The sequence below is a fragment of the Robertmurraya korlensis NBRC 107688 genome (genome assembly GCF_001591645.1).
Lineage (GTDB): Bacteria > Bacillota > Bacilli > Bacillales > Cytobacillaceae > Robertmurraya_A.
In genome coordinates this window covers 857,260-871,938 of record NZ_BCVH01000001.1, presented here as the reverse complement: position 1 = coordinate 871,938, position 14,679 = coordinate 857,260, and the positions used below count along the sequence as shown (strand labels likewise).

Sequence of the window (14,679 nt, the reverse complement as noted above, 5' to 3'; positions counted from 1 at the left end):
TCCCCTTAAAAAGAGGGTGTGCCTGAAAGTGTTTTACACCTTTATTTGGCACACCCTATGATTATTTACAACTGATATACTCGACTATATTTTTCCTCTAGGTATTCTACTAAGTGAGTGGCATTTAGTTCCTCACCTGTCACAGATACAATTAATTCATTTGGAGTATACAAGCTTCCATGTTGATGAATCTTTTCCTTTAACCACCCGATAATTGGCTCTAAATTCCCAGCCTCTAGGTATTGATCGAATTCTGGAAGTTCTTTTTTCATGGTTTTTAAAAGTTGTGCTGCATACAGATTCCCTAATGAATAAGACGGAAAGTAACCAAAACCACCGAATGACCAGTGAACATCCTGAAGAACACCTAATGTATCCGTTGGAGGGACAATTCCCAGGAACTCTTCCATCTTTTTATTCCAAACAGCTGGCAGATCCTTTACCTCTAGTTTGTTTTCAAACAATTCTTTCTCTATTTCATATCGAAGCATAATATGAAGATTATACGTCAGCTCATCTGCCTCCACACGAATAAAAGACGGATGAACGGTATTAATGGCTTCGTAAAATTCCTGTAATTTCACGTTATGAAGCTGAGTCGGGAAGTATTCCTTTAGCTTAGGGAGGAAATATTGCCAAAATGCTTCACTACGTCCTACCATATTTTCTAAAAAGCGGGACTGTGATTCATGGATACCAAATGAAGTACCTCCACAAAGGACCGTTCCTTCTAGTTCTGAACTTATTTGCTGTTCATAAATACCATGACCGGCTTCATGGATTGTTCCGAACAAGGCAGAAAGAACATTATTCTCAAGATAGCGAGTGGTAATACGAACATCCCCTGTGTTCACCGTTTGTGCAAATGGATGTACCGTTTCATCAAGCCTTCCAGCATCCAAATCAAATCCTAATTGAGGAAGCATGTATCGATTAAATTCTTTTTGCTTATCAATGGAAAAAGGCTGTTTTACAATTTCTACAGGTGTAATATGTGATGCTGCTTTGATTTTAGTAAGCAGTTCAATGCTTTTTTCTCTTAAGCTAGCAAATAGTGGATCAAGTACCGCTACTGTTAATCCCGGCTCAAATTCATCAAGTAATGCGTCATATGGATGCTTCTCGTATCCGTAATACTCGACAAATTTCTTTTTAATCTCAACGATCTTTTCTAAATATGGAAGAAAAAGCTCGTAGTTGTTTTTTTCACGGGCCTCTTCCCATGCATCATTCGCGTCACTGCATAGAACGGAGTATTCCTTATATAGATCAGAAGGAATGCTCTTTGAACGATTATAGAAGTGTTTGCGTAAACGGATTTTTGCTTTTGTTACTAGGTCGAACTCCTCATTGCTTTCTGACAGCTTCTCTAATAGCTCTCCCATCTCCTGAGAAATCATTAGATTGAATATTTCTGTTTGTAATGCCCCATACGCTTTTGAGAACTGGGCTCTACCCTTTTTTGGCGCAATAACCTTCTGATCCCATGAAAGGAGACCCGAAATGCTTTCTAAGTGCGAAATTTTTTCGTCTAATGCTTCGAATTTTTCAAGAGCCGTATGTAGAACCGATTGAGTCATAGCCGAACACCCCTTTAACGATTTTAACCGACTAATCGGTTTATTTTCATTATATGGAACATTCAGAATATTATCAAGTGTAAATATTAGGTCAATTTTCGCGAAAAAACGCGTGATATCAAAGGAAGAGTGTTAACAAACCACTAAGTCTATTTAGAGATCTTATTTAGGAAGGATTGCTTTTGATCCATTAATATGGATTGATACGGAAGCTCCGGAAATAAGATTCGTTGCATATTTGCCGCATCGATAAACGACCAAAACATATGTGTAAAAATATCAACATGGATATTTGATTTCAGCTCGCCCGCATTTTTTCCTTCTTGTAAAATGGATCTCACTAATTTGACCTTCATATCCTTATGTAATTCGTCTAAAATGTTCATCATGTCTGAGTTTCTAGAAGCTGACAATTGAAAATCAAGCTGGACAAAAAAAGCTTCCTTTTGCTCCTCACACATCGGTTCTAACAGATAATAATGATCAAATAAATAGGAGATTTTTTCTATATTTGTAGGAAGGGTCTTTATATGGGACTCGATGGGCTCGATTTCCCGACTAACAACGCCTTTCATAAGCTCTAGGTATATCTCTTCTTTGCTTTTAAAATAGTTGTAAATTGCTCCTCTTGAGAGCCCAGAATGCTGAACTAGCTGATCCATTGAAGTAATATGATAGCCCTTTTTCGCAAAGCAATGCTGTGCGCTCAATAAAATATGATTTCTTCTTTGTCTCTTATGTTCTTCAGATACGATAGGCATAGTACCCTCCCTTATTCCGACTTTAGTTCTTGTAAATACATATCCTTCAATTCCCTTAATACATCGTAATAAGGAAAATCATCATAGACGGCATGAAGATTGACTCCATCAATAATCGTCCAAAATCTCTCAGCATAGAGTTCAGATGCAAGATCTTGTTTGAATTCACCCTGCTCCTGCCCTTCTTGAATAATGTCATTAACTAAGGAAACTAATTTTCTTTTTCTATCATGAAGTTGCTTCAGAAGGTCAGGGTCTCTTGTACTATGAAGATTAAATTCATAGAAAACCACAATGTATTCTAAACGATTGCGATCAATCGGGTTTGCAGACAGATAGGCATTAAATAAGTAATCCATTTTGCTGCTAGCTGTTCGATGTTTAGCAAAGTGTTTATTGTATTGAACAAAGTTTTTGTCGGTTGCACGTGTTAGGAGGTCCAAGTAGATTTCTTCCTTACTTGAAAAATAATTGTAGATGGCTCCTTTGCTCATACCTGAATGGGCAACGATATCATCCATTGTTGCTGTTTGGAAGCCTTTTTTAGCAAAGCACTCAAACGCACTGTCTAAAATCTGCTCTTTTTTCTCTTCTTTGTACTCCTCGGAAACGATTGGCATAAGCTCCTCCTTTTATTTTTAAGTAAATGATTGATCGCTAGTAAATTTTAATAATCGCAAGTAAATTCTGAAAATAGCAAATAAAAATTTTTAATCGCAAATATATTTTTCGAATCGCAAGTAGTGTCTTATAATCGCAAATAAGTTCTGATTATCGCAAAAAAGTTAGAGAACGACAAGATGATTTTAAGAATTTTATAAAAAATCGCCCCCTCCTGCTCAAAAACAAGAGGGATACGACCGGTATCTCCTTATAAGAGCTTTAAAATATGATAAATGGCGTGAGATACACCATCTTCATCATTCGATTTTGTAACGTATGTAGCTTTTTCTTTTATTTCATCTGGTGCATTTTCCATGGCTATGGAAGCTGTTGCAATCTCGAACATTGGTAAGTCATTGCCCCCATCACCAAATGCGTAGATTTCAGAAAACACATGATTATGCATCAGAGCATAACGCTGAATAGCCTTTCCTTTATGAGCTTCTTTTGACATGATTTCCACGTTGTTTGGGAAAGAGGAAGCTAAAGTGAGCTCTTCAAAATCGGATAACTTCTCTTTTACGACTTGAATTCTCTCAAGCTCTTCATAGGATACCACTGCAATGCATTTGAATATCTTCAAATCCTCTATTTGTGAGATATGTTCATAATCATATGTAAGGAATAGTTCTTTTAATTCCTCGTCACTTTTTCCCCTTAATCCTGGAAGTGTACACGGAAACCCACCGTGATTTGTATATACCAATATTCCAACAGATAGCTCTTTTAATTGAGTTAGCATTTGTTTGTAGACAGGAACTGGTATGGTCGTTTCGTATAATAAGGAACCGTCCTTGCCATATAGTGCAGATCCATTTAACGTTAAAATTGGGCAATTCAGCTCACGAATGGCATTTACTTTAACGACATCTGCATAAGCTCGTCCCGTATTTAAGATGACCTCTACCCCTTGTTCTTGTAGCTTTCGGATTGTCTTTTCATTTTCAACAGATACCTCATGCTCTGAATTGAGCAAAGTACCATCTAAATCAAGGGCAACACATTTCACACATATTCACACCTAACTAGAATTAAATTTTTGTAATATTTTTTAACATATCTTATTTTTACATAAAAACGACCACCTATCAATTCAATTAGATGGGTTTTTTAAATGATTTGAAAGTCATTGCAAGCAACAGTTGACGGATGTTCCACTCCCTCTATATGATGAAAGAAGTACATTAATGGCAAAGGGTGGTAAAACTTGAACGTAAAAATTGGCATGGTTGGGCTCGGAAATATAGCACAAAAGGCATATTTGCCGATTCTGTCTAAAGAGACAAATTGGGAATTCGTTGGGGCTTTCACTCCCAATATAGAAAAGAGAAAAATGATTTGTAACCAATATCGAATTGAGGATTTTTCAAGTGTTACTGCTGTAGCTGATGCGTGTGATGCGGTGTTTGTTCATAGTTCTACTGCTACACATTTTGATGTTATCTCCTCCCTTTTGTCAAATGGCAAGCATGTATACGTGGATAAGCCATTAGCAGCTACCCTTGACCAGGCAGAGAAATTGGTTGAGTTACAACACAAAACAAGCTGCAAATTAATGGTAGGCTTTAATCGTCGTTTTGCTCCTATGTATATCAAAGCAAAGGAACAATCGAAAGACCTTGCATGGGCCAGGTTTGAAAAGCATCGTGCGAACAGTGTAGGGCCTCACGATGTTGAGTTTACAATGCTGGATGATTATTTACACCTTGTTGATACCATTCGTTGGTTGGCTGATGGTGAACTGTTCGTTCAGAACGGGGCAATCCGTACTTCCGAAAAAAACGAGATGGTTTTTGCTCAGCACACATTCTCCAATACCAACGGACTTCAAATGACAACGGCCATGCATCGAAATGCTGGTACGGGGTTAGAGCAGTTGGAACTCGTCACTGACGGTGCTATCATACGCGTCAAAAATATGAATATGACTGAAGTTGAAGCTAGTGATTCCATCTCTACTTCCTATCCAGCTTCTTGGGATTCCACCCTAAAACAGCGTGGATTTGAAGATGCCATTTATCATTTTATCCATTGTGTAGCAAACGATATTACACCATTAGTTGATGGTGAAGAAGCGTTGAAATCACAGAAGTTATTAATGCAATTAATAAACCCCCACTTTTAAAATGTGGGGGTTTCTTTATTATACTTGAAATTTATTGATTTGATTCCTTAGTTCCTGTGCCATATCCGTTAATGCACGATATGATGCAGATATTTCTTCGATGGATGCTAATTGTTCTTGGGATGCACTTGCCACATTATGTGATGAGCGTGAAGAATCCTTTGAAATATCTGCCATTTTTTCTACGGTAGAAGCGACCAGTTTGGTCTGCTGCTCCATTTGTTTAGAGACAATAGCTACGTCAGTTGTTTTTTCAGCAACCTGCTGGGCAGTTAGCAAAATTTGTTCAAATACTTTCCCCATATTCAGTATTTGAGTTAAGCCCTCTTTTACCTCTTCGTTAACCGTCTTCATTGATTGTAGGGATGACGAAGAGTTCACTTGAATGGTTTCAACTAAAGAGGAGACTTGTTGTGCTGAGTCAGCTGTTTGTTCTGCTAGTTTTCTTACTTCATCAGCAACAACGCTAAATCCTTTTCCATGCTCGCCAGCTCTAGCTGCTTCAATGGCAGCGTTTAAAGCTAATAAATTAGTTTGATTTGCAATATCTTTAATTAGCTCTGCCATGGTTCCAATTTCTTTTGACCGGCTAGCCAATTGCTGGACCACAGTAGCAGAATTAGAGAAGGACTTGTCAATTACTTTCATTTGCTCAACCGCTTTTTCAATAGAAGAATTTCCTTCCATTGCCTTGCTTTCTGCCCTTTGCGAGTCCTCGGATACAGCTGAAACAGTACTTGCGATTTGCTGGATATCTTTAGTTAACTGTTCCATCGCATGTAAGGAAGTTATGGCACCTGTTAGCTGAGTTTCAGCCCCACTAGCGACTTCATTTATAGCCAATGTAATTTCATGTGTGGCTTTTGATGTTTCTTCTGAACTTACAGAAAGCTCTTCGGAAGATATTGCCACCTGGTCAATAGAGTGAGACACCTCTTTTATAAGCATTTGGAAATTTGTTTTCATCGTACTCATGGCATTCCCCAATTGACCGATTTCATCTTTACGATTGAAGATGCTAGGCTGTATTTCTGTTTGAAGATTTCCTTTTGCTATTGTTTCTGAAAAGCGAACTAAGTGTTTGATAGGAGAAATAATTTGTCGTGCTACGACAAAAGAAATCAATATCATTAATCCTAATAATATACTAGCGATTATTAGATTCGTATGAATAAGACTAGCTTTTACAGCCGTACTTGTCGGTTGTTTCTGGCTAATATACATTATTCCAATATCTTGACCAGAATAATCTTGTAATGGCTCCACCATTAAAGCAAGATCTGTAGAACCGGTAGTAACTGAATCGAATACAGGCTTTTTATGATCTTTATACAGATTAATATCATCTTCAGTTATTTTTTTTGAGGTCGTTAATAGACTGCCATTACTAGCAAGTAAGGCAATATCATCAGATAATGTTTCTTTAATTTCTAAAAGAACTTTGTTATCTAGTATTCTACCAAAAACTACATAACCGACAGGATCTGCTGTCCCATTATCATTCGTAATTTTTGTAACTGCAATCATTGCAAGTCCGTTTGATGTTTTTGTAATACCAGAAAAGTCCCCGTCTCGCTTAAGCTTTTCCAAAATCTTATTGTCTGATAACTTCCCTGTAAATCCTTCCACATCACCAATTTGACTAATGACTGTCCCTGACAGGTCCGTGGTACTTATAAAATCAATAGTTGCTGACACTTCAGATATAGTATTTATATTTTCTTCAATCCATGGAATGTCCTCATTTTCGGTTGCCAGTCGAAAATCTTCCCAGTTTGAATTACTTTTATTTACTTCAAGTAAGTTCGTTCCGTACTTATCAAGCAAGCTAACGGTCGCTTGGCTTGAGACTTGTACTCTCTCTTTTTCCATATCAAGCAAATTAGAGTTGATATCATTATACAAATAAATACCTGCGATGGAGATAGGGAGTACGAGAAGTACTAGGACTAATACTAGCATTTGCAGAACTAAAGACCGAGATTTTTTCATGTTCAACCACCTTATATAGGAGAATATTACTACGTGTAATTATACATATATTTGGTAAAAATGCTACAAATTTATGTAGTTTTAACCAATTATATTTAGTGGCGAACGCTATTTTCTCTCCTTGTTCGGTATTTTGCTCCCCATCTTGCGGCTAGCTCTGCCAACTCAAAAACAAGTTCTTGCTTACCCTCTTGGTATTTTTGGTGTTCATTGGGGAATTTAGAGACTAGTTCTAGCTTTTTTTGTTTATATCTGTAAGCTTGCTCTGGATGTTCTAATAAAAAGGTCTTAAAGTCTAAATGATAATGAATCTGCTCATCTCCATTTTGAAAAATATGAACATGATGAGTCCGGTTGTCCCCGCCTTTTTGAAAGAAGCGTCTACCAGGTATTCCGTTTTCCCCTTTTGCCTCATATCCAAGTTCGATCAATTGTGGATTGAGAAGGTCAACGCTTGATATGTCTTTAACTACCACTAATATGTCAATTATGGGCTTGGCGTAACCGATTGTCTTTATAGAGGTACTACCTATATGATGAATCTCAAGTAAGCTTTCTTGAAAAATAGTTTTGATAATTGTAGCCTCTTCTTCAAAAAGGCTAGCCCATTCCTCTGACCAAGGTACAATATTTGTTTTACGCATATAGATCATCCGTCCCTTTTATGAGCTTGAGGTCATGATCCCTACAATAGAGACAATTGGGATTGCGGAAAGCAGGGCAGCTCCGATAAAGAACAATGTATTGATCATGCCCACTGATTCCTGACTAATCTTTGAAGCTCCCATTATATCCTTTCTGATACGAAGTAATGAAACAAAAGCAATTACTAGAATCCCAACAATAACTAGGAGTGGAACCATTATATTGGTTTCGACTGTTTGACCAATAAGTGAAAACGCATATACGATTATGAAAATAGGAATCGCCTCAGCCATCGCCACTTGAATAAAAAACTTTGTCTGCGTTGCTTGCATCGTATGTAGGTCTAGCTTCTCACCATTTTCTAATTTCTCTTGAACTTGTTTCATCATTTGGTTAAATGCAAAGGAAATACCGACTACCGCTATTGCTGAAGCAACAACAAATAACCAAGAAGCACTCATGTTATCCCTCCTTCGATATAAAAGGGTGCACTTTGTTTTGGCACCCTATTTTCCATTTTATAACTTTTCGAGCTCATACTCAATTTGATTCACTCGTTTTGCATTCCCTTCAGCCATATTATGTAGACGTGTTTTAAGCTCATGGTCTTCATGAATAGCTTCTGCGGTAATTGCGTATGTGCGTAAAAGTTGATTTTCAAGATCAAGTGTTTCTTCTAATGTTTGTTTTAGTGTTTTCCGAGTCATGGAATCTTCTCCATGGTCATGATCGTGTTTCACATAACATCCCTCCTCATTAGAAACTGATATTAGTATGGGCATCCCACGCCTACTTATACAATATTAGGCCAGAAGAAAGCATTTGGATAGCAGTCTGCTAGCACAATGTTAGAATGTAGTTACCCTCCTCTATTCGTAATTTTTATCTAGTTGTTCCTTTACTTTTGGTAATAAAAGAGTTATATTATCAATATTGATAATGATAATATAATTTGATAAGGAGGCTGCTTATATGAGTGAATCAAAAGCAGATGTGATCCTACACCCTGTACGCATGCGAATCATCCAGTCTCTTGTTAGCGAGCCCCTAACTGTTCAACAGATGAAGGAACGTTTGCCGGACATCCCTCAAGCAACATTGTACCGTCATTTAAAGAAATTATATGAATCAAAAGTTGTGTTTGTAGTAGACGAGCAACAAATTCGTGGAACTATAGAAAAATTATACGCCCTTCAACCGAAGGAAGTGAATTTAGCCACAGATGATTTAGCCAACTATAGTAAAGAACAATATATGTCTCTTTTTATGAAATATATCGCTAATATCATGGCTGAGTATGAAAGATACGTATCACAGGAAAAGGTGGATTTTATAAAGGATGGCGTATCGTTACGACAGGCCCCCCTGTATTTATCTGACGAAGAGTTCACTACCCTCCTACAAGAGCTCGGGCAAGTATATTCAAAAGTACTTTCGAATAAGCAGGAGCCAAATCGAAGAAAAAGAACGTTTGCTAATATCATCATACCAGAACCAAATGACTAGGGAGAGATAATCATGAGAGAAACAGAGGTTGTCATTCAATCCGCGGTTACCTTAAGTGGAAGCTTAACCCTACCTGACCGTGTTCAGGAAAAATGTCCAGCCATTCTGCTTATCCCGGGAACAGGAAAGCTAAATCGTGACGGAAAAGTAAATAAAAAGCTAGATCTAAAGGTGTACAAACAGTTGGCTCAGTTTTTTACAGAGCTAGGATTTATTTCTTTACGTTACGATAAACGTGGTGTTGGAAAAAGTGAGGGTGATTATAACCGAACAGGCCTTTGGGACCTAGTGGACGATTCCCAAGCAGCAGTCCAATTTTTAAAAATGCAGGATGGTGTCGATATCGAGAAAGTAATAGTCCTTGGCCATAGCGAAGGTTGTACGATTGGTACAGCACTTGCTGCTAGAGAACCAATAGCAGGATTAATTTTACTAGCTGGTGCGGTGGAGCGTTTAGAAGAAGCGCTAAAAAGACAGAGAGAAATTGCTGCAATTGATATGAGGAGTGCAAAAGGGTTTATTGGTTTCCTATTGCGGTTATTTAGAACAGATAAAAAAATTGAACCTCAAGCTCAAGCCTTCATGAAAAAGGTCATAGCATCAAAAGAGGATATTATGAAGGTACAGTTTCAAACCATTAATGCGAAATGGATGCGGGAGCATTTTTCCTATAACGTACGCGAGGATTTAACCAAGGTTACATGCCCAGTTTTAGCTATAACTGGTTCTAGAGATGTTCAAGCAAACCCTGCTGTTTTAGAAGATTTAGCTAGTTTTGTTAAAGGAGAATCTGAATTTCATATCGTGGAGAATATGGGACATTCACTGAAATTTCAGGCTCAAACATCCCATATGCTTACCATTAAGAAGGATTTGATCGCTGAGTCTTCCCTTCCTTTACATCCGGAATTAGAGACCCTATTACGAAACTGGGTAGATAAACAATTTTTAGATGTGAAAATGCATAAAAAAAGTTGAAACGACCATCTTTTTTTAGATGGTCGTTTATAATTTACGTTAATTTTGGAGCTTGTGGAGGAGATTCAAACCAACCATGTTCAATAAGAAGATTAGCTCCATCTTCTGTGTACCTAGAAACATCAGCCATAAGGGTAATAAAGGTTCGATAAATATCGCTCCTCATTGCTGTAGTTAAGGCAACACCATAATTGGCAATTCCCTGTGAATTTAAAAAGTTAACTAAAGAGATCATTAGCTTTGTTGAAAAAGGAGCCGTTTTTGATGAGGTCGTGCTTACGCTCCATGCCCCAGGTGTTGAGATTTCCTCCTTCTGAAATATCTCACTTAACGTGTTCATATGCTTCGCAGCTATTTCCTTCCCTCTACTCAAATATGATTTGAAGGGTTCATCATCTGTAACCTGAATAAATCCTTTCATCACTGTCAGTCCTATTTCATTCGTTAAGATATTATAAAAGATCATGGAGATTTCTTGTCCCGTTAACGGCCTATGCTCCCCAAGCCATTTCGTCAAGTAGCTTTGTTTTTGGACGAATTGCACCTCTTTTGGTATTGGAATATACGGGGAACGAATCCATAATCCTTTTTCAAGTAAGAGCTTCCTTGCTTGATCTAATCTTTCTAGAGCCTCGTTATTCAATCGCTTAAATAACGCAAATACATCCTCCCTGGCAATCGTATTTAGCGCAATGGAGGAATAATTCAAGTTTCCTTTTGAAAAGAACCAGTGATAATAAAGGATGAGTGGCTCTGTAAATAGTTTTCCTGCTTGTAAATTCACATCTTGATCAGAAAAGGCAACCGGAATGGGAAATCCTTCATGATTCATAATAGTGGTTAATTCACCTTGTGTGCTCACACAACCTGCCAAGAGATCGCTGTTTAATTTTTTAATTTCTTCGTCCTCTACAACTTGGTCGAAGTACTTTAGAATGCACATATTCATGGATAGAGACTGGTACATCGACCAAAGATACCCTTGTTCACTAGCGGTCAAACAATTTGCATATTCAACTTTCACCCTCTCCTTAGTATCTTTTATCATAGTTTTTACAAAAACAAGGAAATCAATTAAGAAATGATTTTTATTCACAAATAAAAATATGGGTACATAATCTATAACGAAAGAAAGAAATAAATGGAGGTTGCCTATGAGAATTGAGAAAAAAGTGACCTACTATGGCTATGATTTAGTTATTAATCATATTCTCCACAAAAAATGCCTGAGTTGCCGGAAATGGTATGAATTTGACGGTGAAAAGGGATATTGTGAGAGTTGTATTGAAAACTTTATAAATAAAAAAGAAAAGCAGATTTACTAATGTAATAAGATTCAAATAACCTGTCCTAAAATCCTTTTTTATCCCATATAATTGAAAAGGATTGTTTAGGGAGGTTATTTACATATGTTTGAAAAGGCAATTTTAGGGATGGCACTTTTGCGAATACTTTCAGGAAGTACTGAATTGTTTGCGGCTTTCCTTTTCTTAAAATTTAACGATATAGAAAAGGCACTGATGGTAAACAGTTCACTTGCTTTAATAGGGCCGATTGTGTTAATTTTGACGACAACAATTGGCCTAATTGGAATCGCTGATAAAGTTTCCTATATAAAACTTATGTGGGTGTTTGGAGGCGTGGCATGTATTTTATATGGCTTACGGAGTTCTTAAAACAGAGAAAGGAGAAGATTCGAGTCTCCTCCTTTCTCTGTTTTATTTATGCTTAACAACCAACCGTAAATCACTGCTGTCCATGATTTTACGTAAAATGTCCTCCACATAATTGGTAAAAGCAGAGTTGCTCCTTTGGCGTGGTCTCGGTAGGTTAATGCTTTTATTTAAGACGATATCTCCATCTTCAATCAAGATGATCCGATCAGCTAGGGCTACGGCTTCTTCGACATCGTGTGTAACAAAGACAGAGGTAATTTGGACCTTTTTCCAAATCTTTTCAATTAGATCTTGCATTTCTAATCTTGTTAATGCGTCAAGTGCTCCTAGTGGTTCATCTAATAAAAGGATATTCGGTTCATGGACTAGTGCCCTTGCTAACGCCACCCGCTGCTTTTGTCCTCCGGATAATTTCGAAGGCCAGTCTTCCCCTCTGTCCTCTAATCCAACATTTCTTAATGCCTCAATGGCACGAGGTTTCCAATCCCCTTTAAGCCCAATCCCTACATTGTCTAACACTTTCTTCCATGGAAGTAGTCGTCCGTCCTGAAACATTATCCGAGAATTTAAGTTAAGCCCTGCCAATCCAGTGCCATTTATGATGATTTCCCCATCGTCTTTTGGCTCCAAACCAGCCAGGAGTCGTAATAAGGTGCTTTTTCCACACCCGCTTTTTCCAACGATGGCTACAAATTCCCCTTTTGCTATATTTAAATCGATTCCTTTTAAAACCTCACGATTATTGTACGTTTTCCTAAGATTTCTAATAGAAACGTGAGTTTGCGAATGGATATCTTCCACAATCAAAACTCCTTTACTAAAGCTATGCATTCCACCTGAGCCACTTACTTTCTAAATACCTGGCAATCATATCAGAAAGCTTACCGAATAAAGCGTAAAGCACGATGCTCAGGACAATAACATCCATTTGCATAAACTCTCGTGCATTCATTGCCATGTATCCAATTCCCGAGTGTGCGGAGATGGTTTCGGCAACAATTAAGGTTAACCACATGACTCCTAATGAGAATCGAACACCTACTAATATGGAGGAAAGCGCGCCTGGAAATATGACAGAGAAAAAAAGGGCTGGACCTTTTAATCCGTATGCTCTTCCCATTTCAATGAGATCCTTATCCACTGACTTTATTCCATGGTACGTATTAATATAAACTGGAAATAACACACCGAGTGCGACTAGAAAGATTTTAGACGTTTCATCAATTCCAAACCAAAGGATCACTAGTGGGATTAGTGCTAAGTGCGGGATGTTCCGTATCATTTGTATGGATGTATCAAAAAGCATATCCGAAATTTTGAAAAGGCCGTTGAATAATCCAAGGAAGAATCCGAGAATACCGCCGATTAGGAAACCAACGATTGCTCTCCATAGGCTAATAGAGATATGCTCTCTTAGTTCTCCTGTCCCAATCAGTTCCCATCCTGCACTAAATACCTCTGTTGGAGCAGGCAAGATACGGTCAGATATGATACCCTTGATCGAAAAAAATTGCCATATAAATAGGATTAAGAAAGGGATTGCCCAAGGAATTAACTGTGAGAAGAGTCTGTTATTTGTCCATTTCACCTGAAATACCCCCTTTCTAAAAATTTTTAATCCAACATTGCCTCTTGAACGGTAACCTTTTTGGGGATAATTTCTAATTCGTAAAAGGTATCTGCTTTTTGTTGTTGTTCTTCCATGATTTCAGTGGTTAATGGGTCTACCCCATATTCTCTTCTTTCAACAGCTCTTCGAATGGATTCTTCATCAATCTTTAATAACGGAGCCAACATCGTAACAAGCTCATCATGATGGGTATTTGCCCATTCAGACGAAGCTTGAACTTCCTCTATGATGATGTCGAGGATTTCCATATGATCTTTTGCAAATGCCTTATTGGCTATAAAGAAATCACGGTCAGACGTTAGTCCATCTCCATTGACGAGCATTGTAGCATCCGAGTTTAGTTCAGTATCAGCAGCAAATGGATCCCAAACCACCCATGCATCGATATTTCCTTGTTCAAAGGCAACCCTTGCATCTCCTGGCTGGAGGAATGCTGGGGTAATCTCATCATAACGGAGTCCGCCCTTTTCTAGAGCCTTAACCAATAAATAATGAGAGCTAGATCCTTTTGCAAATCCAATGGTCTTTCCTTTTAAATCAGCAAGAGTTTTAATATCTGAATTCTTAGGTACCAGGATCCCGCTTCCTTGAAATTTAGAAAAACCTGCTGCAACATAAACAAATGGTGCATCTGCTGCCTGTGCAAAAATTGGTGGTGAATCACCTGTTCTTCCAAAATCGATACTTCCCGCATTCAGTGCTTCCACTAAGGCAGGACCTGCTTGAAACTCTTTCCACTCCACTTGGAATCCTTCTTGTTCAAGCCTTTTCTCTAGTGTCTGAAGAGATTTAAGTATGACTAATGGACAGTTCTTTTGATAACCAATGGTCACGACCTTTTCAGATCCCTTTTCCATTTCTTTCGTATTTGTTTCTGACGTATTGCTGCACCCTACAACAAAAAGGCTTAGCATCAAGAACAAACTAATAATGGAAAGGGTATGTTTCTTTACAGTTTTCAGCATATTTCCTACTCCTCTAACCCCAATTTGTCTAAACCTAACTGTTCTAACGTATGTTAGAGAAAAAAAGTAGGTTCCTGTCCGTATGTAGAAAAAAAGGAACATAGAAAGTCAATATGGTGACAAACTAGAATCTAGAATCGTGCTGTTTATTGAATGGT

The 14,679-nt window shown here is 37.8% G+C and carries 17 protein-coding genes; 5 read left to right on the top strand and 12 right to left on the bottom strand.

The window, feature by feature from the left end:
* Positions 1-65 precede the first annotated feature (65 nt).
* From BKO01S_RS04375 to BKO01S_RS04360, 4 genes are all read right to left on the bottom strand, one after another.
* Entirely contained in the window at positions 66-1,580 is a 1,515-nt protein-coding gene (locus BKO01S_RS04375; protein WP_066049149.1) for a carboxypeptidase M32, read from the bottom strand.
* Positions 1,581-1,729: 149 nt separating this feature from the next.
* On the bottom strand, positions 1,730-2,341 hold the full coding sequence (locus BKO01S_RS04370) for a TetR/AcrR family transcriptional regulator (RefSeq protein WP_066049146.1): 612 nt from the start codon (positions 2,339-2,341) through the stop codon (positions 1,730-1,732).
* Positions 2,342-2,352: 11 nt separating this feature from the next.
* A complete protein-coding gene (locus BKO01S_RS04365; RefSeq protein ID WP_066049143.1) occupies positions 2,353-2,961 on the bottom strand; it encodes a TetR/AcrR family transcriptional regulator in 609 nt (202 codons plus the stop codon).
* A gap of 251 nt (positions 2,962-3,212) precedes the next feature.
* Complete coding sequence (locus BKO01S_RS04360) at positions 3,213-4,013, bottom strand: Cof-type HAD-IIB family hydrolase (RefSeq protein WP_066049140.1); 801 nt, start codon at positions 4,011-4,013, stop codon at positions 3,213-3,215.
* Between the two features lie 216 nt (positions 4,014-4,229).
* On the opposite strand from BKO01S_RS04360, the gene BKO01S_RS04355 reads away from it, so the two are divergent.
* Entirely contained in the window at positions 4,230-5,129 is a 900-nt protein-coding gene (locus BKO01S_RS04355) for a Gfo/Idh/MocA family protein (protein ID WP_439951028.1), read from the top strand.
* Between the two features lie 18 nt (positions 5,130-5,147).
* Here BKO01S_RS04355 and BKO01S_RS04350 read toward each other — a convergent pair whose 3' ends face one another.
* The 4 genes from BKO01S_RS04350 to BKO01S_RS04335 form a co-directional block, all read right to left on the bottom strand.
* A complete protein-coding gene (locus BKO01S_RS04350; protein WP_066049134.1) occupies positions 5,148-7,121 on the bottom strand; it encodes a methyl-accepting chemotaxis protein in 1,974 nt (657 codons plus the stop codon).
* A 95-nt stretch (positions 7,122-7,216) separates the two neighbouring features.
* On the bottom strand, positions 7,217-7,765 hold the full coding sequence (locus BKO01S_RS04345; RefSeq protein ID WP_066049131.1) for a GrpB family protein: 549 nt from the start codon (positions 7,763-7,765) through the stop codon (positions 7,217-7,219).
* A gap of 18 nt (positions 7,766-7,783) precedes the next feature.
* Complete coding sequence (locus BKO01S_RS04340; protein ID WP_066049128.1) at positions 7,784-8,227, bottom strand: hypothetical protein; 444 nt, start codon at positions 8,225-8,227, stop codon at positions 7,784-7,786.
* 57 nt (positions 8,228-8,284) lie between these two features.
* A complete protein-coding gene (locus BKO01S_RS04335) occupies positions 8,285-8,506 on the bottom strand; it encodes a hypothetical protein (RefSeq protein WP_232311155.1) in 222 nt (73 codons plus the stop codon).
* Between the two features lie 232 nt (positions 8,507-8,738).
* On the opposite strand from BKO01S_RS04335, the gene BKO01S_RS04330 reads away from it, so the two are divergent.
* Positions 8,739-9,272, top strand: a complete 534-nt coding sequence (locus tag BKO01S_RS04330; protein WP_066049125.1) for a helix-turn-helix domain-containing protein — start codon at positions 8,739-8,741, stop codon at positions 9,270-9,272.
* 12 nt (positions 9,273-9,284) lie between these two features.
* Entirely contained in the window at positions 9,285-10,250 is a 966-nt protein-coding gene (locus BKO01S_RS04325; RefSeq protein WP_066049122.1) for an alpha/beta hydrolase, read from the top strand.
* A gap of 34 nt (positions 10,251-10,284) precedes the next feature.
* Here BKO01S_RS04325 and BKO01S_RS04320 read toward each other — a convergent pair whose 3' ends face one another.
* A complete protein-coding gene (locus tag BKO01S_RS04320; RefSeq protein WP_066049119.1) occupies positions 10,285-11,274 on the bottom strand; it encodes a DUF3231 family protein in 990 nt (329 codons plus the stop codon).
* A gap of 130 nt (positions 11,275-11,404) precedes the next feature.
* Between BKO01S_RS04320 and BKO01S_RS24245 the strand changes: the two genes are divergently transcribed.
* Positions 11,405-11,575: a hypothetical protein gene (locus tag BKO01S_RS24245; protein WP_157077286.1), complete on the top strand. Its 171-nt coding sequence runs from the start codon at positions 11,405-11,407 to the stop codon at positions 11,573-11,575.
* An 84-nt stretch (positions 11,576-11,659) separates the two neighbouring features.
* Positions 11,660-11,926 carry a YqhV family protein gene (locus BKO01S_RS04315; protein WP_066049116.1) on the top strand — a complete coding sequence of 89 codons (267 nt, stop codon included), beginning with the start codon at positions 11,660-11,662 and terminating at the stop codon, positions 11,924-11,926.
* A 42-nt stretch (positions 11,927-11,968) separates the two neighbouring features.
* On the opposite strand, the gene BKO01S_RS04310 is transcribed toward BKO01S_RS04315, so the two are convergent.
* Genes BKO01S_RS04310 through BKO01S_RS04300 form a run of 3 tightly spaced genes read right to left on the bottom strand, consistent with a single transcriptional unit; the run spans position 11,969 to position 14,521 of the window.
* Positions 11,969-12,730 (bottom strand): ATP-binding cassette domain-containing protein, encoded by a 762-nt coding sequence (locus BKO01S_RS04310; protein WP_232311171.1) that lies wholly within the window; start codon positions 12,728-12,730, stop codon positions 11,969-11,971.
* 19 nt (positions 12,731-12,749) lie between these two features.
* Positions 12,750-13,514, bottom strand: coding sequence for an aliphatic sulfonate ABC transporter permease SsuC (ssuC, locus tag BKO01S_RS04305; RefSeq protein WP_157077285.1), 765 nt, complete (start codon positions 13,512-13,514; stop codon positions 12,750-12,752).
* A 26-nt stretch (positions 13,515-13,540) separates the two neighbouring features.
* Positions 13,541-14,521 carry a sulfonate ABC transporter substrate-binding protein gene (locus BKO01S_RS04300; RefSeq protein ID WP_066049106.1) on the bottom strand — a complete coding sequence of 327 codons (981 nt, stop codon included), beginning with the start codon at positions 14,519-14,521 and terminating at the stop codon, positions 13,541-13,543.
* Between the last annotated feature and the right edge of the window lie 158 nt (positions 14,522-14,679).